This window comes from Streptomyces sp. NPDC008086 (genome assembly GCF_042957325.1).
Lineage (GTDB): Bacteria > Actinomycetota > Actinomycetes > Streptomycetales > Streptomycetaceae > Streptomyces.
This window is the reverse complement of sequence record NZ_JBIBIA010000004.1, coordinates 21,180-46,442: the sequence shown is the minus strand read 5'-3', so window position 1 is coordinate 46,442 and position 25,263 is coordinate 21,180. Positions and strand designations below refer to the sequence as shown.

Below are 25,263 nucleotides of genomic sequence, written 5' to 3'. Positions count from 1 at the left end.
CAGTTATTTTAATCAGTTTAAAGTCATTCTTTGGGGGTGCGGGGGGGGGGGGGGGGGGGGGGGGGGGGCCGCCGCCCGCCCCCCCCCCCCCCCCCACCCCGGACCCGGATCCCCGCCCCCGACCTCCCGACCCCTCACCCCCACCTCATCCCACCCCCCCCAACCCCGAACGAAAGCAGCGGATGTGAGCCAGGCCCTCCACACACCGCCCACCCCGGCCCCGGCCCCACCCCCCGAGACCGACCTCGCGGCCCTCGCCGCCCGGCACGGACTCGCGGTCAGCGGTGCCCGCCCCTCCCTGCCCGGGTACGTCCGCGAGCTGTGGGCGCGCCGGCATTTCATCGGGGCGTTCTCCACGGCGAAGCTCACGGCCCAGTACAGCCAGGCGAAGCTCGGCCAGGTCTGGCAGGTGCTGACGCCGTTGCTGAACGCGGCGGTGTACTACTTCATCTTCGGCAAGCTGATGGGCACCAGCCGGGGCGTGCCGGACTACATCCCGTTCCTGGTGACGGGCGTGTTCGTCTGGACGTTCACGCAGAGCTCGATCATGGCGGGCACGCGCGCGATCTCCGGCAACCTCGGCCTCGTCCGCGCCCTGCACTTCCCGCGGGCCGCGCTGCCGATCTCCTTCGCCCTGCAGCAGCTCCAGCAGCTGCTGTTCTCGATGGCGGCCCTGGTCGTGATCCTGCTCTGCCTCGGCATGCCGGTCACCGCCTCCTGGGCGCTGACGATCCCGGCGCTGGTACTGCAGTCCGTCTTCAACGCCGGCGTCGCGATGATCGTGGCCCGGATGGGCGCGAAGACGCCGGACATCGCCCAGCTGATGCCGTTCTTGCTGCGTACGTGGATGTACGCGTCGGGCGTGATGTTCAGCATCAGCCACATGATGGCCAAGCACACGGACACGCCGTCCTGGGTGACGTCGGCGCTCCAGGCCAACCCGGCCGCCGTCTACATCGACCTGATGCGCTTCGCGCTCATCGACAGCTTCCACGGCGACCAGCTCCCGCCGCACGTGTGGGCCATCGCGACGGGCTGGGCCCTGCTCGCCGGGGTCGGCGGCTTCATCTACTTCTGGAAGGCTGAGGAGACGTACGGCCGTGGCTGACAACACCAGCGAGAACATCCCCGCCCGCATCCCCACCGTCATCGCCGACGGCGTCGACATCGTCTACCGCGTCAACGGCACCGGCGCCGGCCGCGGTTCCGCCACCGCCGCCCTCAACCGCATCCTGCGCCGCAAGCAGGCCGAGAAGGCGGCCGGTGTCCGCAAGGTGCACGCCGTCAAGAAGGTCTCCTTCGTCGCGTACAAGGGCGAGGCCATCGGCCTGATCGGCACCAACGGCTCGGGCAAGTCCACCCTGCTCAAGGCGGTCGCGGGCCTGCTCCCGGTCGAGAACGGCCGTATCTACACCGACGGCCAGCCCTCCCTCCTCGGCGTGAACGCGGCCCTGATGAACGACCTCACCGGCGAGCGCAACGTCCACCTCGGCGGCCTCGCGATGGGCATGTCCCGCGAGCAGGTCAAGGAGCGCTACCAGGAGATCGTCGACTTCTCCGGCATCAACGAGAAGGGCGACTTCATCACCCTCCCCATGCGCACCTACTCCTCCGGCATGGCGGCCCGCCTGCGCTTCTCCATCGCCGCGGCCAAGGACCACGACGTGCTGCTCATCGACGAGGCGCTGGCGACGGGCGACCGTTCGTTCCAGAAGCGCTCCGAGGCCCGGATCCGCGAGCTGCGCAAGCACGCGGGCACGGTGTTCCTGGTCAGCCACAACAACAAGTCGATCCGCGACACCTGCGACCGCGTCCTGTGGCTGGAGCGCGGCGAGCTGCGCATGGACGGGCCGACGAACGAGGTCCTGAAGGAGTACGAGGCCTTCACCGGCGACAAGAGCGACAAGCCGGCGGCCAAGCCGAGCCCGAAGCCCCAGGCCCCGTCCCAGCCCCGGGCCCAGGCCCCGTCCCAGCCGAAGTCGGCGCCCGCCCCTCTTCCGTCCTGACGCCTCGCCCGTAAGGCGCAACCGCGAGTCACCCTTTCACCCCATTAGTGTCACTATGTCCTTGGTCGGGTCGACCGCCGACAGGGTGCGCCCGGCGCGATGGAGAAGGTGAAGGAGTCCCCGCGATGCCCGAGCTCAGCGTCATCGTCCACGGACCGAACACCCAGGACCGGCTGACCGGACTCCTCGCCTCGCTGGCCGCCCACCCCCACCCCGACGTCGAGGTGATCGTGGCCGCGGTCGGCCCCTGGGCCGAGGAGACGGCACGGGCCCACGCCCCCGAGATGCTGGTGCTGCCCCTGCCGGACGGGACGGACGACGCCACGGCCCGTTCGGCGGGGGCGGCCCGGGCGACCGGCCGCTGGCTGCACTTCGTGCACGCGAAGGACGGGCTCCCCGTCGGCGGCCCGCGCCTGGTCGCCGAGCGGGCCGCGGAACTGCCGGACGAGGTGGACGTTCTCCTCTTCGACCACGTCCGCTCCACCTGGGAGACCTCCGGCCTCCCCGCCACGGACGGCCCCCGGCTGGCCCGCGCGGGCCGTGCCGCCCACCGCATCGACGACCTCGCCCGCAGCGCCCTGCGCATCACCCCCCTGCTGGGCAACCGCGCGCTGCGCACCTCCTTCTGGCAGGCGCACGAACCCCGGCTCACCACCCCGGACGAGCCGTACGCCGCCTACGCCGCGCTCCTCCTCGCCGACCACGTCGCCGCCCTGAACCAAGTGGCGTACGAACACCACGAGCTGCGCCCCGAGAGCCTGCCGCCGGTCACGCCCGAGAAGCATTACGCCCTGGTCGACCGCTACGAGAAGCTCCTGGCCCTGGCACTGGCACCGGCCGTCGCCCAGACGCTCACACCCTCGCCCGCCGGTCCCGGCACCGCAGGCCCCGCGGGCCCGGCCGGCCCCGGCAGCCGCGTCACCCACGCCGTCCTCTACGACGTCATGGTCCGCGACTGCCTGCGCACCTTCGCCCGTACGCCCATGCCGGGCCCCGTGGCCAGGGAGTTCTTCCGCCGCGCCGCCGACGCCGCCGTCCGTCTGCGCCCGCCCGGGTACCGCCGCCCCGCCGGCCCGGAGGGCATCCGCCGAGCCCTCCTCGAGGAGAACGCGTACACCAGGTACCGCGCCTTCCAGGCCGCCAACCGCGCCCGCCGCACCGCGAAGTCGGCCGTACGGACCCGTAGGCGCCAGGTGGCCGCCGCCCTCGGCGACCGCCACTATCGCGCGGCCCTGTCCCGCCCGGTCGACCCCGGGATCGCCGTCTTCTCGGCGTACTGGAACCGCGGAGTCACCTGCAACCCGGCGGCCATCGCCGCCAAGCTCACCGAACTCGCCCCCCAGATCCACCCGGTGTGGGTGGTGACCCCCGAGAACGCCGCCCTGCTGCCGCCCCACACCGACCACGTGCTCCCCGGCACCCGCCGCTACCGCGAGGTGCTGGCCACGGCCAGGTATCTGGTCAACAACGTCAACTTCCCCAACGCGATCGTGAAGCGCCCTGACGCCGTCCACGTCCAGACCCACCACGGCACCCCGCTCAAGCGCATGGGCGTGGACCAGATGGAGTTCCCGGCGGCGGCGAAGGGGCTGGACTTCGAGGCGTTGCTCGCCCGTATCGACAAGTGGGACTTCAGCGTCTCGGCGAACAGCCACTCCACGCGGATGTGGGAGCGCGCGTACCCCTCCCGCTTCGTCTCCCTGGATTACGGCTATCCGCGCAACGACGTCTACTACACGGCCACCGCGGCCGACATCCGGACGATCCGCGCGCGCCTCGGCATCCCCCCGGCCCACCGCGCGATCCTCTACGCCCCCACCCACCGCGACTACGAGGCCGGCTGGACCCCGCGCCTGGACCTCGCCACCCTCGCCGACCAGCTCGGCGAGGACACGGTCCTGCTGGTCCGCGGCCACTACTTCTACGACGGCACCCCGTCCCCGCTGACCGCCCTGCGCCGCACCGGCCGGGTCATCGACGTCTCCGCCTACGACCCCGTCGAGGACCTGTGCCTGGCCGCGGACGCGCTGGTCACGGACTACTCGTCCATCATGTTCGACTACGCCAACCTCGACCGCCCGATCGTCGTGTACGCCGACGACTGGGAGACCTACCGCTCCACCCGAGGCGTCTACTTCGACCTGACGGCCGAGCCGCCCGGCCAGGTCGCCCGCACCCAGCCCGAGCTCACCGAGATCCTCACCACCACGGCCTGGCGCGACGAGGGCGCGACGAAGGCGCGGGCCGCCTTCCGCCGCCGTTTCTGCGAGTACGACGACGGCCACGCCGCCGAACGGGTCGTACGGCGGGTGTTCCTGGACGAGCGCGAGGACGCCCTGCCGCCGGTCACCCCGCTGGAGGAACGCACCCCGGCACCGACCCCGGAGGAGGCCGCATGACCCCCGACGCGCTCCCGGACGTCACCGTGACGGTCATCGTCTACAACGACGCCGCACGCCTCCCCCGGGCCGTGGAGTCGGTGCGCCGCCAGACCCACGCCAACATCGAGATCATCATCAGCGACGACCACTCCACGGACGAGACCCCGCGGGTCGCCGCGCAGCTGGCGGCCCAGGACCCGCGCATCCGCCACCTCCGCCTGCCGCGGAACAGCGGCGGTTGCAGCGCCCCGCGCAACCGCGCCCTGGAGATCGCCGGGGCGCCGTACGCGATGTTCCTGGACAGCGACGACGAACTCACGGACAACGCGGTCGAGTTGCTGCTGTCGGCTCACCGTGAGCGGGAGATCGACTTCGCGATGGGGGCGGTCGTGCGGGTCCGGGAGGACAGCGGCCGCCGTACGAAGTGGATGCCGCACCTGGTCGCCGAGCGCCGCACGGTGATCGGTATCGAGTCCGAACCCCGCCTGCTCTTCGAGCACCTGTCGACGAGCAAGATGTACGCCCGCGCCTTCCTGGACCGCTACGACCTCCGGTTCCCGGAGGGCATCCACTACGAGGACCAGCTGTTCTCGACGCAGGCGTACTGTCTGGCCAAGGAGTTCACGATCATCCCGGAGCCGGTGTACCGCTGGTACATCGCGCCGTACGCGGCCACGGAAGTGGCCTCGATCTCCAACCAGCGCCACAAACTGGACAACGTCCGCGACCGCGTCCACGTCCAACGCCTCATCGACGACTTCCTCGTCGAGAGCGGCCACGCCGGGCTGCGGGAGGAGAAGGACTACAAGTTCCTCAAGCACGACTTCCGGATATACGCCGGGGACCTTCCCTACCGCGACGAGGAGTGGCTGTCGTCCTTCACGGACATCACCACGCCCTACCTGGAGACCCTCTCCCCCGCCGCCTACGCCCGCCTGCCCCGCACGGAACGCGTGGTCCTGCAACTGATCCGCGAACGCCGCTTCCACGAGGCCCGGTCCGCGGCCCGCGGCCTGGGCCGCGCGGTGGCACCCCGGCACGTGACACCGGACGCGGACGGCCACCTGTACTGGGGCACGACCCTGCCCACCGCCACCTGGGCCCGCCGCGAACTCGACGTCTCCGACCTGGAGCTGGACACCCGCCCCTTCCGCAGCGCCCAGTTCCGCCACGAGATCACCGAGCTCACCCGCGGCCCCGGCGCCTCGATCGACCTCACCATCCGCACCTACGACCCCGGCCTACGCCTCCCGGTGGGCCCCCACCGCGCCGCCCTCCTCCTCACCCCCGGCCGACAGCGCCTCAAGGCCCCCTTCCGCCTCACCCCGGTCCGCCCCGGCGTCTACGAGGGCCACGTCCACCTCGACCTCGCCACGGCCCCCGTCCCCCACCACGGCTTCGCCGGCGTCCGCCACCCGCTGCTCCGCATCGAACACCAGGGCCAACACCACACCGCAGTCCTCCTCGCCCCCCTCTCCTTCCCACCCCTCACGACCCGCATCAACTACCACACCAGTACAGCCCCCCACCGGGTGACCATCGAACCGGAGGGCAGAGGCCCCGGCCGCCTGCAGATCCGCTGGCAGCCAGTAGGCATCACGGCAAGGCTGATCCGCCCGGTGGTACGCCGAGTGGCCCGCCCGAAGGCAAGACGAGCGGCCCGCTTGCTGAGAAGCGCGCTGCGCTGACCCTTTCAGCCCGTCCGGCGTTGGAGGACGAGGCCCGAAGGGCCGATGGCGGGGTCTGGGGCGGCGGCCCCAGCGGGGTCGAAGGGGCAGCGCCCCTCCAAGGGATGGGACGGGTAGGGGCGGCGGGGGCGCGAAAACTCACCGCACCACCTCGTACAGCACCTCCCCACCCGGCCCCCGAGCCACCACCCGCAACCCACTCCCGGCCTCCCCCCGATCCACAACCCACCGCACCCCGTAAGCCCGCACAATCCCCCGCCGCACCTCCTCCCCCGTCCCCACCGCGAAATACCTCCGCACATCCGCCACCCGCCGCCCCTCGTCCGGCAGGAAAAAGTCGGGATACCCAGGCGCCACGGTGTAAGCCCCATACGCCGGAATCTGCCGTGCCACCCCCCTCCGCGCCATGACCACATCCCCGTACCTCACCCATGGCGTGACCCAGTGATACCCCACCCAAGGCGCCCGGTACTTCCCCGCCACCACCCCCGGCAACACCCCCCGCGGAACGACGTACCCCACCGTCCCGACCTGCGCCCACGCCCCCAGAACCAGCGCCCCACCCAGCACCCCCACCGACACCCCCCGCCACCACCCCCGCACCTCGACCACCCCCACCGCGGCAGCGACCTGCGCGGGAATCACCACCGCGGGCAACGCCCGCCCCCACGAGTAGTGCCCACTCACCCCGCCCAGCACCACGACCCCCACCCCCAGCACGAAGAACAGCACCAGCGGATCCCACCGGTCCCGCCACCACCGCACCCCGAGCGCCACCACCCCCACCGACACCAGCCAGTACCGCCCCACCAGCCCCTGGTACAGCCCCCGATGCACCGCCTCCAGCTCCCCGCCGGCCCCGACCAACGCGAAGAAGTCGTAGTACGGCCACCCCCACAACACCCCGACCCCCACCAACACGCCCCCGGCCAGCCGCAGCCACACCCCTCGCCCAGCCCGCTCCGCCCGCCCTGCCCGCCCAGCCCGCGCGGCGACCACCGTGGCCAACGCCCCCAACGTCGCCACCACCCCCGAGAACTGATGGCACAGCAGAATCACCGCCCACAGCATCCCGAGCCCGACCCACACCCCCCACCCGGCCACGCCGCCCCGCACCGCCCCCGCCAGCCAGGCCCAGAAGTGAAAGGCCAGCCCCAACGCGAACACACTCGGGTACGACACGGTCAACGCCAGCGAGTTCAGCCCGAGAAACCCGCTCCACGCGAACAGCGAAGTCCCCCACAGGAACACCAGGCACAGCACGGCCAGCGCCGGCGCGGCCCGATGCGCGCTGAGCGTCCGCACGTACCGCCACACCCCGCTGACGAGCAGCCCGAGCCCCACCACCGCCCCGATCCGCAGCACGACGAAGACCGAGAACCCCGCCACCCGTGCGACGCACCCGAGCACCAGCATCCAGGGCGAGTAGTACGGGCTCGGCGTGTCCGCGTCGACCAGCGGGTTGCCGGGGTCGACCAGGTCGTGCCGCAGACGTGCGACGGTCGCCGCGTGCATCCCGAGGTCTCCGGCCCAGGGCAGCCGGACGATCACCAGCAGGAGCAGCAGAACGACCAGCGCGGCAGCGACCTGCGGAACGACCGTCGTCCTCCGCAGCGCGTCCCGCATCGTGCTCACGCGAGCACTGTAATTCCCGTTTTGCCCGAAATGTACGAGCGCCCCGGACTGCGAGAGTCCGGGGCGCTGTGACACCCGTACGGCCGGAAAGGCCTTGCGGCCGTAAGGCCGTACTGCCTACGTGTGCGACCGCAGCAGCGTCCGCATGGTCCGCATGGCCACCGACAGGTTGGCCAGGTCGAACGCCTCCGAACTCTGGATCTCCTCCAGCGTCGTCCGCGCCCGCCCCAGGATCGCCGCGTTCTTCTGCTCCCACGCCTTGAACCGCTGCTCGGGCGTCGCGGTGCCGTTGCCGGCCGCCAGGACGTCCGAGGTCAGGGCCGCGTGGGCGGCGTAGAGGTCCTCGCGGATGGAGGCGCGGGCCATGGACTGCCAGCGGTCCGCGCGGGGCAGCTCGATGATGCGGTCCATGAGCTGGGTGATCCGCAGCCGGTCGGCGAGGTCGTAGTAGACCTCGGCGACGTCCATCGGGTCCTTGCCCATGCGGTCGGCCACCGAGACGATGTCCAGCGTCGGGAAGGCCGAGGAGAAGCCGGCCACGCGGGTGGCCAGTTCGGCCGGGACACCGGCGCCGGTCAGCTCGTCGTAGATCTGCTGGTACCACTCCAGGTCCGCGCCCTTGAGCAGCTTCGGCAGCTCGGACCAGACCTGCTCGACACGGTCGGCGAAGAAGTCGACCGTGTCGGCGAGTTCCAGCGGCTGCGGCCGGTTGTTGAGCAGCCAGCGCGTGCCGCGCTCCACGAGGCGGCGCGAGTGCAGCCGGATCCGGGTCTGGACGACGGCGTCGACCTTGTTGTCGAGCGCCTCGACCGCGTCCCACACGACCGCCGAGCGGAAGATCGCGCGGGCCACGGTCTGCGCCCGGACGATCTCCTCCAGCGAGGCACCGGTCTCCTCGCGCAGCCGGTGCAGATACGTCGTACCGCCCGTGTTGACCGTGTCGTTGACCAGCACGGTCGTGGTGATCTCACGGCGCAGCGGGTGGCTGACCAGGTACTCCGGGAACTGCTCGCGCAGCGCCGTCGGGAAGTACGCGTGCAGCAGGGTGCTCAGGTACGGGTCGTCGGGCAGCGAGGTGTGCAGCAGCTCGTCGGCGACCGTGATCTTCGTGTACGCCAGCAGGACGGCCGTCTCCGGGCCGGTCAGGCCGTGGCCGGAGCCGAGGCGCTCGCGGATCTGGCGGTCGGTGGGCAGGAACTCCAGCGCACGGTCCAGGTGCCCCTCCCGGACCAGGTGCTTCATGAAGCGCTGCTGGGCGTGGAGCATGTCCTTGGACTGGGCCAGGGCGTTGGCGATGGCCGTGTTCTGCGCGTAGTTGTTGCGCAGCACCAGACGGCCGACCTCGTCGGTCATCTCGGCGAGCAGCTTGTTGCGCTGCTTGACCGTCATGTCGCCCTCGGAGACCAGGGCGCCCAGCAGGATCTTGATGTTCACCTCGTGGTCGGAGGTGTCCACGCCCGCGCTGTTGTCGATGGCGTCGGTGTTGATCCGGCCGCCCTGCAGCGCGAACTCGATCCGGCCGAGCTGGGTCAGACCGAGGTTGCCGCCCTCGCCGACGACCCGGACGCGCAGGTCGGCGCCGTCGACGCGGATGGCGTCGTTGGCCTTGTCGCCGACGTCCGCGTGGGTCTCGGTGGACGCCTTGACGTACGTACCGATGCCGCCGTTCCACAGCAGGTCCACCGGCGCCTTGAGGATCGCCTTCATCAGCTCGGCCGGCGTCATCTTGGAGACCTTGCCCTCGATGCCGAGGGCCTCGCGGATGTGCGCATTGACCGGGATCGCCTTGGCGCTGCGCGGGAAGACACCGCCACCGGGCGAGATGAGGTCGGTGTCGTACTCCTCCCAGCTGGAGCGGGGAAGCTCGAAGAGGCGGCGGCGCTCGGCGTAGGAGGTGGCCGCGTCGGGCTTCGGGTCGATGAAGATGTGCCGGTGGTCGAAGGCGGCGACCAGGCGGATGTGCTCGCTGAGCAGCATGCCGTTGCCGAACACGTCACCGGACATGTCGCCGATGCCGACGACCGTGAAGTCCTCGCTCTGCGTGTCCACGCCCAGCTCGCGGAAGTGCCGCTTGACGGACTCCCAGGCGCCGCGGGCGGTGATGCCCATGCCCTTGTGGTCGTAGCCGGCCGAGCCGCCGGAGGCGAAGGCGTCGCCGAGCCAGAAGTTGTACTGCTCGGCGACCCCGTTGGCGATGTCGGAGAAGGTCGCGGTGCCCTTGTCGGCGGCGACGACGAGGTAGGTGTCGTCCTCGTCGTGCCGGACGACGTCCTGCGGCGGCACGACCTCGCCGGCGACCATGTTGTCGGTGATGTCGAGCAGCGCCGAGATGAAGGTCTTGTACGACGCCACGCCCTCGGCGAGCCACGCGTCCCGGTCCACGCTCGGGTCCGGCAGCTGCTTGGCGACGAAGCCGCCCTTGGCGCCGACCGGCACGATGACGGTGTTCTTCACCATCTGCGCCTTGACCAGGCCGAGGATCTCGGTGCGGAAGTCCTCACGCCGGTCGGACCAGCGCAAGCCCCCTCGCGCGACCTTGCCGAAGCGCAGGTGGACGCCCTCGACGCGCGGCGAGTAGACCCAGATCTCGAACGCCGGGCGCGGCGCGGGCAGGTCGGGGATGGCCTGCGGGTCGAACTTCATGGAGACGTAGTCGTGCAGCTTGCCGCCCGCCGCCTCCTGGAAGAAGTTCGTGCGCAGCGTCGCCTTGATGACGGTGAGGAAGGACCGCAGGATCCGGTCCTCGTCGAGGCTCGCGACCTGGTCGAGCGCCGCGTCGACCTCCTCGAGCAGCGCGTCCACGATCTCCCGGCCCGCGGACTGGCGGTCCGGCGACATCCGCGCCTCGAACAGGGAGACGAGGAGGCGGGTGGTGTGGACGTTGTTGCGGAGGGTGTCCTCCATGTAGTCCTGCGAGAAGGTGGAGCCAGCCTGGCGCAGGTACTTCGCGTACGCCCGCAGCACCATCGCCTGCCGCCAGGTCAGCCCGGCGCTCAGCACGAGGGCGTTGAAGCCGTCGTTCTCCGCCTTGCCGGTCCAGGTCGCGGCGAAGGCCTCGGAGAACCGCTCGCGCGCGTCGTCACCGAGGTAGTCCCCGGCGCCGCCCGCCGTCCTGGGCATGCGCAGACCGAAGTCGTAGATCCAGGCGACACTGCGGTCGGAGCAGCGCAGCTCGTACGGCCGTTCGTCCACGACCTCGACGCCGAGCCGGCTGAGGACCGGCAGGACCGCGGACAGCGAGACGGCCGCGCCCTTGCGGTAGATCTTGAACCGGCGCTCCTCGGGGGAGGCGCCGACCGGCTCGTACAGGCTCAGCGAGAAGTTGTTCTCCTCGGTGAGCTGTTCGATGTGGACGAGGTCGGAGACCGCGGAGCGCGGGGTGTGGTCGGCCTTGTAGCCCTCGGGGAAGGCGCCCGAGTAGCGGCGCAGCAGCTCGGCGGCGCGCTCCTCGCCGAGTTCGGCGTTCAGCGCGTCGGCGAAGCCGTCGGCCCAGGAGCGGGCGGCCTCGACGAGCCGCGCCTCGATGCGCTCCTTGTCCTGGTCGCTGAGCTGCGGCAGCTCGGTGCCCTGCGGGACCCGGACGACGAAGTGCAGCCGGGAGAGGATCGACTCGGTGTTCCAGGCGGTGAAGTCGACGCTGATGCCGTCGAGCTCCTCCTTCAGGATGTCGATGATCCGCAGCCGGACGCCGGTGGTGTAGCGGTCGCGCGGGAGGTAGACGAGCGCCGAGTAGTAGCGGCCGTACTCGTCCTGCCGCAGGTAGAGCCGCAGCCGACGGCGTTCCTGCAGGTAGAGGACGGAGGTGGCGATGTGCTGGAGCTCGGGGACCGGGGTCTGGAAGAGCTCGTCGCGCGGGTAGGTCTCCAGGATCTGGAGCAGGTCTCGGCCGTCGTGGCTGTTGGGCGAGAACCCGGCGGCCTCCAGCACCTCGTCCACCTTGCGCCGGATGACGGGCACCCGGCGGACGGACTCGGTGTAGGCGGCCGAGGAGAACAGACCCAGGTAGCGGCGCTCGCCGACGACCTCGCCGTTCTCGTCGAACTTCTTCACGCCGACGTAGTCGAGGTACGAGGGCCGATGCACGGTCGCCCGGCTGTTGGCCTTGGTGAGGACGAGCAGCTTGTGCTCGCGGGCCTTGGCGCGGGCGTCGGCGGGCAGCCGCTCGAAGGACGGGCTGACGGGGTGGCTGTCGCCCTCGGCGTGGTGCGGGTCGGCGCGCAGGATGCCGAGCCCCGTGCCCGGCACGGCGGCCAGCGAGTCGTCCTCGCGCAGCTCGTACTCGCGGTAGCCGAGGAAGGTGAAGTGGTCGTCGGCCAGCCAGCGCAGCAGCTCGCGGGCCTCCTCGAACTCCTGCTCCCGCAGGTCGGAATGGGGTTCCTGGACCAGCTCGTCGGCCATGCGCAGGGCCAGATCCCGCATCTTGCTCCAGTCCTCGACGGCCTCACGGACGTCGGACAGGACGCGCAGCAGGTCGGCGGTGATCTGCTTCAGGTCGCCGCGGTCGGTCTCCCGGTCGAACTCGACGTGGATCCAGGACTCGGTGTGCGTGTCGTGCGGCTGCTCACCCGCGGGCGGTGCGGTGAGCACCTCGATGAGCTGGCCGGTGACGTCACGGCGGACGACGACCTGGGGGTGGATCACCACATGGATGCCGCGTCCCTGCCGGGTCAGCTCGTTGGTGACGGAGTCGACCAGGAAGGGCATGTCGTCGGTGACGACTTCGACGACGGAGTGGCTGCAGGTCCAGCCGTTCTCCTCCACGGTGGGCGTGTGCACCCGCACGTTGGCCGTGCCCTGGGGGCGGTTCTCGGCCAGCCGGTAGTGCGAGAAGGCGGCTCCGAAGACGTCGACCGGGTCGCGGTCGGTCAGGTCCTCCGGGGCGGTGTGCAGGTAGTAGCGCTGGAGGAACGAGAGCACGGTGTCGTGGTCCGGGGTGCCGGGGCTGCTCTCGTCCGTCGTCCCAGTCGGTAGGTACCCCCCGACCGGGCTGTTCTCAGCTACCCGGGCGGCCCTCTCGAGCAGCTCGGCCTTGGCTTCGTCCAGCTTGGTCTGCATTGTCCTCTGGCTCCTGTCGCGCGCCGTTGCGTGACGTAGAAGGAAGTACGGTCTCTTCCCCTCCGGTGTAACGCCGTGACGCGGGGTGTCCGGTCTGCTTCGACGCTATGCCGCGAGGTGAGATGAGCGGGGATATATGAGCCAATCTTGAGCTGCCCACGGGGTGTGACGCCGCTCTCTGCGATGTCCGGGCCCGGGGTGCGAATGACGTCCCGGGGGCCCTTACGCCCCCCTCCCGCCCGCGAAGACCAGCGACCGCCGCCCGGCCACGGATGTAGTCCGTGCTGCCCGGGCGCAGGGCAGGGGCAACACTGCCCCCGCGAGCTATCGCGCTGATCACGCCACTAAGGCTATCGCTCCTTACAGGGGGCCCGTCATGAGCCGTATGTGTACAAAACCGGGGGTAGAACTTTGACGTTCTGCACAGGGACGAACGGGGCGCGCAGGGCGTAACTGGCGGGGCGGGACACGGAGGGGGAGGCTGGGATGTGGGCCGCCCCCAAGACACGAACAAAAAACCGAGGCAGAAGCACGCCATCGGGAGGCACGCCGTGTCCGAAAACGACGGTGCCCGAACCTTCCGACCACTGCACCGTGCAGTCTCCGAGACGCACACGACTGGAGCAGCCGCCCCACGCGGCCTGCGGGACATACGGCCCGGCCGACCCCGCCCCGCACACCCGACAGCCTGCGGCAGACATCGGCTGGGGCAACCCCCGACCTCACCCACCCTCCACCCCCGCCTGCGGGCCGCGCGACCCATCCCGTCTCAGCCGCCACGCCGGGAACCCACCGACCACCGGCGACGGAAACCCGCCTCCCGGCGCCCCCCAAGCCGCCGCACCCCTTGGCAAGTCCCCGCCCCCGAGGCACGTTGCCCTTGAGCCCCGACGGAGTCGCAACGCAATCACGGCCAAAAGAGGAGCGCACCCGACATGACAGCGAAAATCCTCATCGTCACCGGCGACGCCGCAGAGTCACTGGAGGTCCTCTACCCCTACCAGCGCCTCCGCGAAGAGGGCTACGACGTCCACATCGCCGCCCCCACCCGCAAACAGCTCCAGTTCGTCGTCCACGACTTCGAACCCGGCTTCGACACCTACACCGAGAAACCCGGCTACACCTGGCCCGCCGACCTCGCCTTCTCCGAGGTCGACCCCGGCGACTACGCCGCCGTGGTCATCCCCGGCGGACGAGCCCCCGAGTACCTCCGCAACGACCCCGAACTCCGCAAGATCCTCAAGTCGTTCTTCGACTCCGACAAGCCGGTAGCCCAGATCTGCCACGGCCCCCTGCTCACCGCGGCGATCGACAGCCTCCGCGGCCGCCGTGTCACGGCGTACCCCGCCCTGGAACTCGACATGCAGGCAGCCGGCGCCACCTTCCAGGACTCCGAGGCGGTGGTCGACGGCACCCTGGTCTCCTCCCGCGCCTGGCCGGACCACTCCAGCTGGATGCGCGAGTTCCTGACGGTACTGAGGGCGAAGGCACCGGTGACGTAACCTGCGCCGCCCCGCCTACGCAGCCAACCGCTCCGCCTCCGCGACCGCCTCCCCCAGCGTGTCCACCACCGGCACCCCGACCTCCTCGAGGCTCGCCCGGCTGTGCGACCCCCCGGTGTAGAGCACGGCCCGCGCCCCCACATGCAGCGCCGCCACAGCGTCGTCGGCCGCGTCCCCGATCACCACCGTGCGCGCGGGGTCCACGGTCACGAGGGCCTCTATGTGCCGCACCATGTGCTCGACCTTGCTACCCCCGGACGGCCCGGTCCGCCCGTCGACCCGTATGAAGTGCTCCTCGATCCCGAACCCCCGCACGAGCGGCACGAGTTCGTCATGCCCGTACATGCTGAGGATCGACTGACTGCGCCCCCCGGACCGCCACTCCACGAGCAGCTGCGAGACACCCTCGGTGAGCCCGCACCTCACCCGGTGCTGGGTGTAGTACCGGTGGAAGGTCTCGTCCATGACCTCCCACTCGGCATCGGTCGGCAGCCGCCCCAGCAACCGCTCGTAGAACTTCGGCACCGGCACGCAGTACAGCGCCCGGTACTGCTCCATCGTGATCGGGGCGAGTCCCAGCTCACCGAACGCCGCGTTCGTCGCGCCGATGATCGCGTCGTTGTCGTGGAACAGGGTCCCGTTCCAGTCCCAGACGATGTGTGCCCCTACCTGCTTCCCCATGCCGAAAACCGTACCCGCCACCACTGACAATCACCGGGGCTCAGTCCGCCTGCCCCACCAGGTTCGGGATCTCCTGGGTGGCGTACCAGAGCAGCTCGTGGTCCTCGGCCCCGTCCACGACGAACTGCGCGTCGTCGTCCCCACCGTCCGCGGCGGCCAGCGCCCCCGCGGCCGCCGCCACATCCGCCTCCGCGTCGTCCGAGTCGACGTGCACGGCCGCGGCCTTGGCCAACGCCACGCCCTTGGCGATCCGCACCTCGCCCAGCGCCGCCGGGTCAAGCCCGCGGTCCGGGTCGGCGACGGCAGCCCCGTCGGGCACGTCGACGGCGACCACGACCCGCCGCCGTACCGCACCGGCGTCCGCCGCGAGCAGCCGCAGCGAGGCGAGCGCGGCCCGGTTCAGCGCCGCGTACTCCAGCTCCTCGATGTCGTCGGAGAGGTACCACTCGCGCAACGCGGGCGTGACGGCGTATGCGGCGAGCGGCTCGGCCCCCAGTTCGCCCGTCTTGTACGCCTCGGCGAGACCGGGGAGCGTCAGGGGGACGTAGACGCGCATGACTGACCGCTTTCGTACTCGTGAGGCTCCGCAAGGACCCGGAGAGGACAGGGCGTTCCCGCCCTCCCGGAAGGCCTTCAGGATACGTGCGGGCGTCCCCTTTCGAGTCCCCTTCACCTCCTGGCCCGGCGTCCACCCCGATCCACGGATTCACCCGGCACAGGCCCGCCATCAAGGCCTTCCACTGGCTCGCGTCACCCAGATAAGTGAAGATTCCGCCCGCCGGATCGAGGCCGCCCCTTCCTTGCTTCCGGCGCCCGGGACCCCGTACAAGATCACCAACCTCGAAGTTACTCACCGGTATCCACCGGGCTCACCGAACGGGGACCCCATGAACAAGGTCATGACCAGGACCCAGCACCGCCCCGGCACCCGCCCACCGAGCCGCCGCGACACCCGCCGCCCCGCCGGCGCCCCACCCCGCACGCCGACCGGCGGCGCACCCCGTACGGCACCTCCGGGCGGCCGCCCACCCGGCTCACCCGGCGCGCAGGGCCCCCGCGCCCGCACCGGCCCCACCGACACCCGCCCGCCAAGCGCTCCCGCCCAGCCACCAGCGACGGCTCCCACCCAGCCGCGAACGACCGTGCCGCCCACCGTCGAAACGCCTCTCTGCGGGCACGCCGTCCCCCAACCCCGCCCCACGGACGTCTTCGCCGACCGCCTGGTCCTCGTCCTGAGCGGCCAACGCCCCGTCCACTCGATGCTCCGCCACACCGCCGGCCGCGCCTACGACGAACTCGCCTGGCTGGCGGAACGCGGCCCCCTGCGCACCCGAGGCGCCCGGCCCGTCGTCCGCGACATCGGTTACTTCGAGCCCCGCGCGGGTGCCATCGAGGCCTTCGCCCGGATCGGCGCCGGCGACCAGCTGCGCGCCATGGCGTTCCGCCTGGAACAGGGCGGCGACCTGCGCTGGCGCTGCACGGCCGTGGAACTGGGCGGCCCGCGCAGGCCGCGCACCGACGACGACTGACCTCGGCGGACCACGACAGCGGCGTGCCCGTCGGCCCGGCTGGCCCGGCCCCTCAGCGGGCCCAGAAGCCCTCAGAACCGCGGTACTGGGCACTGGGACCGCGCAAGCCGAAAGGGCCGGGCCCCCAGAGGAGACCCGGCCCTTCCAGCCGCTACTGTGCCGCGATACGCCCGCCGCCGGCGCTACTTCTTACGGCGGCGCCCACCGCGGGCCTGCTTGCGCCGCTCCGCGCGCGTGAGGCCGTCGGCCTCGGAGCGCACCGGCTCGTCACCGTTGTCGAAGTCGCCCTCGACGATGTCGCCCTCGCCGTCCACCTTGGGCGCGGTGTAGTGCAGCCGGTCCGGACGGCGCGGAGCCTCGAGGCCCTTGGCGCGGATCTCCGGACGGGCGCCCGCCTGCGCCGGCACGGCGTCCTTCTTCTCCAGGTCGGCGACCGGCTGGGCGTCCTCGACCGGGACCTCCTCGACCTGCTGCTCGACCTGGACCTCCAGGTTGAACAGGTAGCCGACGGACTCCTCCTTGATGCCCTCCATCATGGCGGTGAACATGTCGAAGCCCTCGCGCTGGTACTCGACCAGCGGGTCCTTCTGCGCCATCGCGCGCAGGCCGATGCCCTCCTGGAGGTAGTCCATCTCGTAGAGGTGCTCGCGCCACTTGCGGTCCAGGACCGACAGCACGACCCGGCGCTCCAGCTCACGCATGATCTCGGAACCGAGCTGCGCCTCACGCGCCGCGTACTGCTCGTGGATGTCGTCCTTGACGGACTCGGAGATGAACTCGGCGGTCAGTCCGGCCCGGTCGCCGGCCGCCTCCTCCAGCTCGTCGACGGTCACCTTGACCGGGTAGAGCTGCTTGAACGCGCCCCACAGCCGATCCAGGTCCCAGTCCTCCGGGAAGCCCTCGGCGGTCTCCGCGCCGACGTAGGCGTCGATGGTGTCGTCCATGAAGTGCTGCACCTGCTCGTGCAGGTCCTCGCCCTTCAGGACGCGGCGCCGCTCGCCGTAGATGACCTCGCGCTGGCGGTTGAGGACCTCGTCGTACTTCAGGACGTTCTTACGGGTCTCGAAGTTCTGCTGCTCGACCTGCGACTGGGCGGACGCGATCGCGCGGGTGACCATCTTGTTCTCGATCGGCACGTCGTCCGGCACGTTCGCCATGGACATCACGCGCTCGACCATCTGGGCCTTGAACAGCCGCATCAGGTCGTCACCGAGGGACAGGTAGAAGCGGGACTCGCCGGGGTCGCCCTGACGGCCGGAACGACCGCGCAGCTGGTTGTCGATACGGCGCGACTCGTGTCGCTCGGTGCCGAGGACGTAGAGACCACCGAGGTCCTTGACCTCCTCGAACTCCGCCTTGACCGCCTGCTCGGCCTTCTCCAGGGCGGCGGGCAGCGCCGCGGCCCACTCCTCGATGTGCTCCTCGGGGTCGAGGCCGCGCTGACGCAGCTCCGCCTCGGCGAGGTCCTCCGGGTTGCCGCCGAGCTTGATGTCGGTACCGCGGCCGGCCATGTTGGTGGCGACGGTGACGGCGCCCTTGCGGCCGGCCTGGGCGACGATGATCGCCTCACGGTCGTGCTGCTTGGCGTTCAGCACCTCGTGCTGGATGCCGCGCTTGGACAGTTGCTGCGACAGGTACTCGGACTTCTCGACCGACGTCGTACCGACGAGGATCGGCTGGCCCTTCTCGTGCTTCTCGACGATGTCGTCGACGACCGCCTCGAACTTCGCGACCTCGGTGCGGTAGATCAGGTCCGACTGGTCCTTGCGGATCATCGGCCGGTTCGTCGGGATCGGGACCACGCCGAGCTTGTAGATCTGGTGGAACTCGGCGGCCTCGGTCATGGCCGTACCGGTCATGCCGCAGAGGCCGGGCTGCTCCTTGCCGGCGTGGTCGTGGCGCTTGTACAGGCGGAAGAAGTTCTGGAGGGTGATCGTGGCGAGGGTCTGGTTCTCGTCCTTGATGTCCACCCCTTCCTTCGCCTCGATCGCCTGGTGCATGCCCTCGTTGTAGCGGCGGCCGGCGAGGATACGGCCGGTGTGCTCGTCGACGATCATGACCTCGCCGTCGATGACGACGTAGTCCTTGTCCTTCTTGAAGAGCTCCTTCGCCTTGATGGCGTTGTTCAGGTAGCCCACCAGCGGCGTGTTCACCGACTCGTAGAGGTTGTCGATGCCGAGCCAGTCCTCGACCTTGGCGACACCGGCCTCATGGATGGCGACCGTGCGCTTCTTCTCGTCGACGTCGTAGTCGCCGGTCTCCTCGAGGCCCTTGAGCGGGTTGCCGGCCTCGCCCTTCTTCAGGCGGATGACCAGCTTGGCGAAGTCGCCGTACCACTTGGTGGCCTGGTCGGCGGGGCCGGAGATGATCAGCGGCGTACGGGCCTCGTCGACGAGGATGGAGTCGACCTCGTCGACGATGGCGAAGTTGTGGCCGCGCTGGACGAGCTCGTCCTGGGACCACGCCATGTTGTCGCGCAGGTAGTCGAAGCCGAACTCGTTGTTCGTGCCGTACGTGATGTCGCAGGCGTACTGCTCGCGACGCTGGGCCGGCGTCATGTTGGCGAGGATGCAGCCGACGTCCAGGCCCAGGAACTTGTGGACGCGACCCATCATCTCGGAGTCGCGCTCGGCCAGGTAGTCGTTGACCGTGATCAGGTGCACGCCCTTGCCGGACAACGCGTTCAGATAAGCGGGCAGCGTGCCGACGAGGGTCTTGCCCTCACCGGTCTTCATCTCGGCGACATAGCCGAGGTGCAGGGCCGCGCCACCCATGATCTGGACGTCGTAGTGACGCTGTCCGAGCACGCGCTTGGCGGCCTCGCGGACGGTGGCGAAGGCCTCGGGCAGCAGGTCGTCCAGGCTCTCACCGTCTGCGTAGCGCTGCTTGTACTCATCGGTGAGTGCCCTCAGCTCGGCGTCGGAGAGGTCGACGAAGTCCTCTTCGATGGAGTTGACCTGGTCCGCGATGCGGTGCAGCTTGCGCAGGATCTTGCCTTCGCCTGCACGCATGATCTTCGAGAGGACGGACACGGGGGTTGGTCTCCTTGCCGGTCGGGCCTGGGACGGTCGGTTTCCATTTGACTTGACTGAGCAACGGCCATCGTATGCGAGGACCCCGCCGCGCCGGGAGCCTGCCGTGGACGCCGAACCTCAGCTGCTTCAAATCTCCGTCAAAGGGACAACGGCCGGGGGTCGCGGATGGTGCCGCGTTCCGCCAACGAATTGTGCGAAATGCGTTCGCGCGCTCACACACCGCATAAAGGATGGCGCTTGCTACGGCCCCCTAGCAGAATCGGCCGATGGAACCCGTCACGCTCTCCACCGGCCGCCTCCTCATGCGCACGGTCGGCCCGAAGGACACCCGAACCGTGTACGAGGCCGCCCAGGACCCCGACATCCAGCGCTGGACGACGATCCCCTCGCCCTACCTGTACGAACACGCCCAGAGCTTCACGGAGCAGCTGGCCCCCGACGGCTGGGCCAACGGTTCGATGTTCACCTGGGGCCTCTTCCTCCCCGAAGGGGAGGAACTGGTGGGCATGCTCGGCCTCACGATGCGTTCCATGAGCAGCGCCGAGATCGGCTTCTGGGGCACGAAGGAACACCGCGGCAACGGCTATGTCTCCGAGGCCGTCCTCACCGCCTCCCGCTGGGCCTTCGTCCACCTGGCGATCGACCGCGTGGAATGGCGCGCCGAAGTCGGCAACGCCCCGTCCCGCGCCGTGGCAGTCCGCACCGGCTTCACCCTCGAGGGCACCCTCCGCTCCGCCCTGATCCACCAGGGCGTACGCCGAGACTGCTGGCTGGGCTCCCTACTCCCCTCGGACCTGGGCCTGCCGTCGACAGCACCGTACCTACCCACCCCCACCAGCCCGTCCGGCGTTTGAGCGAAGCCGCACTTCCAGCCCGCCCGGCACTTGAGAACGCCCCACACGTTCAGCCCGCCCGGCACTTGAGAACGCCCCACACGTTCAGCCCGCCCAGCGCTCGAGGACGAGCCGCACTTTCAGCCCGTCCGGCGCTCGAGGACGAGCCGCATTCTCAGCCCGTCCGGCGCTCGAGGACGAGCCGCATTCTCAGCCCGTCCGGCGTTTGAGGACGAGGCCCGAAGGGCCGACAGCGGGGTCTGGGGCGGCAGCCCCAGGGGGGTCGAAGGGGCGGAGCCCCTGGGGATGGGACGGGTAGGGGCGGCGGGGGCGAATCCAAACCCCCAGCTCACCCGCCACTGTCAGTGCCACCCTCTATCGTCCGACCCCATGACGACCCCGCGCCCCACCACCGAACTGACGGCAGACGAAGCCCGCCGCATCGCCCTCCGCGCACAGGGCTTCCTCGGCGCCCCCGACCGCAGATCCGGCGTCCGCGGCATCCTCCGTCACCTCGGCGCGGTCCAACTCGACACCATCTCGGTCCTGGCCCGTTCCCACGAACTCATCCCGTACGCCCGCCTGGGCGCGATAGGCCGCAAGACCATCGAGACCGCCTACTGGTCGACCGCACCAACCCCCACCCCAGCCACAGCCCCCACACCCCCAGCCACAGCCCTCACACCCGCACCCCCGTCCGCCCCTCACGCCTTCGAGTACTGGTCCCACGCCGCCTGCATCCTCCCCATCGAGGAGTGGCCCCACTTCGCCTTCCGCCGCCGCGCCTACCGCAACCGCCCCCACTGGAACCACGACCTCCCCGACGGCACCTACGCCCAGGTGATCAAACAGCTCCGCACCGAAGGCCCCCTCACCGCGACCGACCTGGGCGGCGCGAAGAAGACCAGCGACTGGTGGGACTGGTCCGGCACAAAGGTCGCCGTCGAACGCGCCCTGATGTACGGCGAGGTGGTCTGCGTGGAGCGCCGTGGCTGGAAGCGCGTCTACGACCTCGCCGAACGCGCCATCCCTGACACACTCCTGCACGACGAACTCGACGACACCGAGTGCGTCCGCCGCCTGGTCCGCCTGGCCGGCCAGTCCCTCGGAGTGGGCACCCGCGCGGACATCGCCGACTACCACCGCCTCAAGGGCGAACAGGTCGACGCGGTGATCGCCGACTCGGGCCTGGTCCCGGTCACGGTCGAGGGCTGGGGCAAGCCGGCCTGGGCCGACCCCGCGGCCCTGGAGACACCCCCGCGCGGCCGCCACCGGACGACGCTGCTGTCCCCGTTCGACTCCCTGATCTGGGAGCGGGCCCGCACGGAGCGGATCTTCGGCTTCACCCACCGCCTGGAGGCCTACGTCCCCAAGCAGAAGCGCGTCTACGGCTACTTCGCGATGCCGGTCCTGTCCGGCGGCCGCCTCGTCGGCCGCGTGGACCCGGCGCGTGAGGGCCGCACCCTGGTGGCCAAGCAGGCCGTGCTGAACGGCCCGAAGGCGGTCCCCGCGGTGGCGCAGGCCCTGGTGGAGGCGGCGAGCTGGGTGGACTGCACCGACGTGCGAGTGGAGCGGGTCGACGCCCCCGACCTACGCGAGCCGCTCGCCAAGGAGCTCAGCCGCATCCTGGGGTGACCCTTACCGGCCCGCTTCACCGGATCTCGAGGATCTTCTCCCGCATCGCATAGACCACGGCCTCCATCCTGGAGTGCAGCTGCAGCTTCTCCAGGATGTTCCGCACATGGTTCTTCACGGTGTTCTCGGAAATGAACAACTCCTTGGCGATGTCCCGGTTGTTCATCCCGGTGGCGACGAGCTTGAGAACCTCCAGCTCGCGGTCCGTCAGCCGCGGCGCGGGCACGAGCCTACGCTCGTCGGTCCGCTGGATCATCGACTTGAACTCGGTGAGCAGCTTCGACGCCATGGACGGACTGATCTGCGACTGCCCGTCGGCCACCGCGCGAATAGCCGTGGCCACCTCGTCCGTGGAGATCTCCTTGAGGAGATAACCGGTCGCGCCCGCCTTGATCGCGTCGTAGAGGTCGGCCTCCTCGTCGCTGATCGTCAGCATGATGATCTTCGCGCTGGGAGCCACCTCCTTGATGGAGGTACAGGCCTCGATCCCGCCCCGCTTGGGCATCCGTACGTCCATCAGGACGATGTCCGGCAGCAGGTCAGCGGCCTTGTCGACCGCTTCGGCGCCGTCGCCCGCCTCCCCCACGACCTGGATGTCCTCCTCGGCCGCGAGCACGATCTCCAGTCCACGGCGGAACAGGGCGTGGTCGTCCACGACGAGGACTCTGATCGGCTCCTTGCGTGGAGAGCCCGTGTCCGGGCCCATGCCGACGACATCGCCGTCGGCATCCTCGTCCCGCATCGGTCCGAAGCTGTCCGCCATCGTTCCTCCCCCTGAGGCTGTGGCTGGTCGTTTGCCATCGCCAACCCAAGGCAGCGGCCCACCGGTTGGGCCGGTGCGGCCATGATTTCATGCCCGGCCGACACTACGGTGACGTGCGGGGCGCGAAGTGGTCGCACACCGGTGCCCCTGGGGGCGCACACAGCGCTCCAGGGGCACCGGCTCAGCTGTCAGCCGGGCGGGTCAGCCACCCAGCGTGCCACCAGCCGCAGGGGACTGCGCCTGGGCGACCATCGGGTCCGTGTTGAGGTGGATGACCCCGTAGTCATACGCGTGCCGTCGGTAGACGACACTCGGTTCCTTCGTCTCGGAGTCGACGAAGAGGTAGAAGTCGTGCCCGACCAGCTCCATCTCGTAGAGGGCCTGGTCGAGGGTCATCGGGGAGGCGACGTGCGTCTTCTCGCGGACGATGAGGGGGCCTTCGCCCTTGACCTCCAGCGAGCCGATCTTCTTGGTGGGGACGCCGTCCGGCTCTTCTTCCTGGAAGGTGTGGCCATTGCCGTTGAGCGTCGCCGCGCCCGGAACGTGGTCGGGGACCTCGGCCGCCGTGAGTCGGCGTGCGCCTCGGCGCGAGAAACGCTTGTCGTGCTGCTTGCGCAGCCGGGCATCCAGCTTCTCCGCGGCGAGGTCGAGTGCCGCGTACGGATCGCTGGCCGCTGCCTCCGCCCGGATCACCGGACCGCGGGAGCGGAGGGTGATCTCCACCCGGTCGCTGCGGTCGGCCTGTCGCGGGTTGGGCTCCTTGGACACCTCGACGTCGAGGCTGATCACCTTGGCATCGAGCCTCTGGATCTTCTCCAGCTTCAGCTTCTCGGCCACGTGCTTGCGGAACCGCTCGGGCACCTCGGTCTTGCGGCCCTTGACGACGATGTCCACGCAGAACTCCGTTCCCGGATCGCTCCGCTCCATCGGCGGAGCATCTCCCTTTTGCACCAGGCTCCGGTGATCCCCGGAACCTCGGACTCGGTGACTTCCACCTCCTCCTCCCCCATGGGCAAGATCTCCACCCCATGGCCGCGGGTGATTGCGCAAAACCCGTGGCACGGCATTCGGATATGACGGGGATGGCCTGCGCCTTTCCCTCACAACCGAACATATCTCGCCCGGACGGATGTCGTCACCCTCTACTACGGCGTACCTCCGTTCAGGTGAATAGAGCCTCTCGTTACCTGCAACGATGCAAGTTCGCAGTCAGTTCCGGTTTATTTCGAAAGAATCCGGCGAAGCCGCGACCACGGCCGCGCAGATCAGGTCGCAGGCATGTCCGGCACCCATGATTCCCAGCTTCTCCCGCACCCGCCGCACAGCGCCCTCCGTCGATCCGGCCGTCCGTTCCTCTGTGCTTTCCCGACTTCCCGCCCGGTACACAGCCGTTGTCCGGTCACCCGTCGCCCCCTGGCCACACGCCCCGCTCTCAGCAGTCACCCATCCATACGCGTCAACCCCGTCTCCCGTTCTGTCGTTTCCCCTCCTTTCCTGCGCCTCCTGCGCCATCGCCGCCCGCACGGCACGCGCCGCCTCGGCCAGGGACGCACCCGTCGTCATCAGGTCGTCGACGAGCACGACCGTCCCTCCGCCCGCAAGCAGCCGCGCTCCCCCAGGAGCGACCGTCAGCGCGCCCGCCAGATTGTCCAGCCGCTGCCGGGAGTTGAGCCCCGACTGATCGGCCACTCCACGTCCCTGCCGCAGCACGGCGAGCACCCGCGCCGACGTCCCGGCCCGCCGCAACTCACCCGCGGCCGCGAGCGCGATCCGCCGCGCCGGATCATGCCCCCGAGCCCGCACCGCCCCACGCCCCGAAGGCACCGGCACCAGCAGCACAGGCGCACAAGCACCCTCGCCCCGCCCAGGCCCGTCGGCCCGCACCCGAGCGCCCAGGGGCCGCACAGCCCGCCCCGACGCCCCGCCGCCATGCGCACAGGCCTCCCGAAGCCCCGCCCGCACAGCCCACGCCAGGGCCGTCCCCAGCGGCGCCGCGAGCGCCAGCGCGCCGCGCTCCTTGTGGGCCAGCAGCACTGCCCGCGCCTCGTCCACATACCGCGCCGCCGCGTGCACGACCGGCAGTCCCGGCGGCTCCGGCACCGGTCGCACCCGGCTCGGTCCGGCCCCGCTCAGGACGGCACGGCACTCCGGGCAGAGCACCGTGCGAGGCTTCCCGCAGCCTCCGCACTCAGCCGGCAGCACCAGGTCGGTGAGGTCCTGCCACCACCCCCGCATGCCCACCACTGTGCCAACCCCCGCGCCGACCGACCACCCCTGTGGATAACTCCCTGTGGAAAACTCCGGCCCTCTCGCGCCAGCGCACTTCCGCCCACACGCAGGCACACGCCCCCAACGCGCAGGCACACTCCCGCCCGCACGCAGCCCACTTCCGCCCCGAGACCCGTTCCCCCGCTCCACCCCACTGCACTGCCGGGCACAAAAAGGCGGCCGCCCCCAACCGGAGTCTCCCCCGGCCAGAAGCGGCCACCACACTCGCCGTCCCGAATCCCAACGCGGCCC

The 25,263-nt window shown here is 70.3% G+C and carries 16 protein-coding genes; 8 read left to right on the top strand and 8 right to left on the bottom strand.

All coding sequences use genetic code 11. The features are described from left to right. Positions 1 to 184 precede the first annotated feature (184 nt). From ACFZBP_RS14445 to ACFZBP_RS14430, 4 genes are all read left to right on the top strand, one after another. The gene (locus ACFZBP_RS14445) at positions 185 to 1,108 is read left to right on the top strand and encodes an ABC transporter permease (RefSeq protein ID WP_383458800.1); all 924 of its coding nucleotides are present in this window, start codon (positions 185 to 187) and stop codon (positions 1,106 to 1,108) included. Continuing rightward, complete coding sequence (locus ACFZBP_RS14440) at positions 1,101 to 2,006, top strand: ATP-binding cassette domain-containing protein (RefSeq protein ID WP_391413137.1); 906 nt, start codon at positions 1,101 to 1,103, stop codon at positions 2,004 to 2,006. The genes ACFZBP_RS14445 and ACFZBP_RS14440 overlap by 8 nt, the downstream gene beginning before the upstream one ends. A gap of 125 nt (positions 2,007 to 2,131) precedes the next feature. Further along, entirely contained in the window at positions 2,132 to 4,405 is a 2,274-nt protein-coding gene (locus ACFZBP_RS14435) for a CDP-glycerol glycerophosphotransferase family protein (protein WP_391413135.1), read from the top strand. Beyond that, positions 4,402 to 6,075: a glycosyltransferase gene (locus tag ACFZBP_RS14430; protein ID WP_391413133.1), complete on the top strand. Its 1,674-nt coding sequence runs from the start codon at positions 4,402 to 4,404 to the stop codon at positions 6,073 to 6,075. Before ACFZBP_RS14435 ends, ACFZBP_RS14430 begins: the two co-directional genes overlap by 4 nt. Positions 6,076 to 6,213: 138 nt before the next feature. Here ACFZBP_RS14430 and ACFZBP_RS14425 read toward each other — a convergent pair whose 3' ends face one another. Both ACFZBP_RS14425 and ACFZBP_RS14420 read right to left on the bottom strand, forming a co-directional pair. Further along, the gene (locus ACFZBP_RS14425; RefSeq protein WP_391414081.1) at positions 6,214 to 7,701 is read right to left on the bottom strand and encodes a hypothetical protein; all 1,488 of its coding nucleotides are present in this window, start codon (positions 7,699 to 7,701) and stop codon (positions 6,214 to 6,216) included. A 126-nt stretch (positions 7,702 to 7,827) separates the two neighbouring features. After that, positions 7,828 to 12,765, bottom strand: a complete 4,938-nt coding sequence (locus ACFZBP_RS14420; RefSeq protein ID WP_391413131.1) for an NAD-glutamate dehydrogenase domain-containing protein — start codon at positions 12,763 to 12,765, stop codon at positions 7,828 to 7,830. Positions 12,766 to 13,700: 935 nt separating this feature from the next. On the opposite strand from ACFZBP_RS14420, the gene ACFZBP_RS14415 reads away from it, so the two are divergent. Next, positions 13,701 to 14,267, top strand: coding sequence for a DJ-1/PfpI family protein (locus tag ACFZBP_RS14415; protein WP_062721029.1), 567 nt, complete (start codon positions 13,701 to 13,703; stop codon positions 14,265 to 14,267). 15 nt (positions 14,268 to 14,282) lie between these two features. On the opposite strand, the gene ACFZBP_RS14410 is transcribed toward ACFZBP_RS14415, so the two are convergent. After that, the gene (locus ACFZBP_RS14410; protein WP_383458783.1) at positions 14,283 to 14,948 is read right to left on the bottom strand and encodes an HAD family hydrolase; all 666 of its coding nucleotides are present in this window, start codon (positions 14,946 to 14,948) and stop codon (positions 14,283 to 14,285) included. Positions 14,949 to 14,988: 40 nt separating this feature from the next. Next, the gene (locus tag ACFZBP_RS14405; RefSeq protein WP_391413128.1) at positions 14,989 to 15,504 is read right to left on the bottom strand and encodes a DUF6912 family protein; all 516 of its coding nucleotides are present in this window, start codon (positions 15,502 to 15,504) and stop codon (positions 14,989 to 14,991) included. A gap of 331 nt (positions 15,505 to 15,835) precedes the next feature. Here ACFZBP_RS14405 and ACFZBP_RS14400 point away from each other — a divergent pair, with 331 nt between their 5' ends. Further along, positions 15,836 to 16,477 carry an Rv3235 family protein gene (locus ACFZBP_RS14400; protein ID WP_383458777.1) on the top strand — a complete coding sequence of 214 codons (642 nt, stop codon included), beginning with the start codon at positions 15,836 to 15,838 and terminating at the stop codon, positions 16,475 to 16,477. 182 nt (positions 16,478 to 16,659) lie between these two features. On the opposite strand, the gene secA is transcribed toward ACFZBP_RS14400, so the two are convergent. After that, entirely contained in the window at positions 16,660 to 19,509 is a 2,850-nt protein-coding gene (secA, locus tag ACFZBP_RS14395) for a preprotein translocase subunit SecA (RefSeq protein ID WP_391413126.1), read from the bottom strand. Positions 19,510 to 19,778: 269 nt separating this feature from the next. Here secA and ACFZBP_RS14390 point away from each other — a divergent pair, with 269 nt between their 5' ends. Together ACFZBP_RS14390 and ACFZBP_RS14385 are read left to right on the top strand one after the other, a co-directional pair. After that, positions 19,779 to 20,366 (top strand): GNAT family N-acetyltransferase, encoded by a 588-nt coding sequence (locus ACFZBP_RS14390; RefSeq protein WP_383458771.1) that lies wholly within the window; start codon positions 19,779 to 19,781, stop codon positions 20,364 to 20,366. A gap of 369 nt (positions 20,367 to 20,735) precedes the next feature. After that, positions 20,736 to 21,980 carry a DNA glycosylase AlkZ-like family protein gene (locus ACFZBP_RS14385; protein ID WP_391413123.1) on the top strand — a complete coding sequence of 415 codons (1,245 nt, stop codon included), beginning with the start codon at positions 20,736 to 20,738 and terminating at the stop codon, positions 21,978 to 21,980. Positions 21,981 to 21,996: 16 nt separating this feature from the next. On the opposite strand, the gene ACFZBP_RS14380 is transcribed toward ACFZBP_RS14385, so the two are convergent. From ACFZBP_RS14380 to ACFZBP_RS14370, 3 genes are all read right to left on the bottom strand, one after another. Next, the gene (locus tag ACFZBP_RS14380) at positions 21,997 to 22,743 is read right to left on the bottom strand and encodes a response regulator transcription factor (protein WP_030951627.1); all 747 of its coding nucleotides are present in this window, start codon (positions 22,741 to 22,743) and stop codon (positions 21,997 to 21,999) included. Between the two features lie 201 nt (positions 22,744 to 22,944). Next, on the bottom strand, positions 22,945 to 23,637 hold the full coding sequence (hpf, locus tag ACFZBP_RS14375) for a ribosome hibernation-promoting factor, HPF/YfiA family (RefSeq protein ID WP_383459002.1): 693 nt from the start codon (positions 23,635 to 23,637) through the stop codon (positions 22,945 to 22,947). Positions 23,638 to 23,952: 315 nt separating this feature from the next. Beyond that, the gene (locus ACFZBP_RS14370; RefSeq protein ID WP_391413121.1) at positions 23,953 to 24,978 is read right to left on the bottom strand and encodes a ComF family protein; all 1,026 of its coding nucleotides are present in this window, start codon (positions 24,976 to 24,978) and stop codon (positions 23,953 to 23,955) included. Between the last annotated feature and the right edge of the window lie 285 nt (positions 24,979 to 25,263).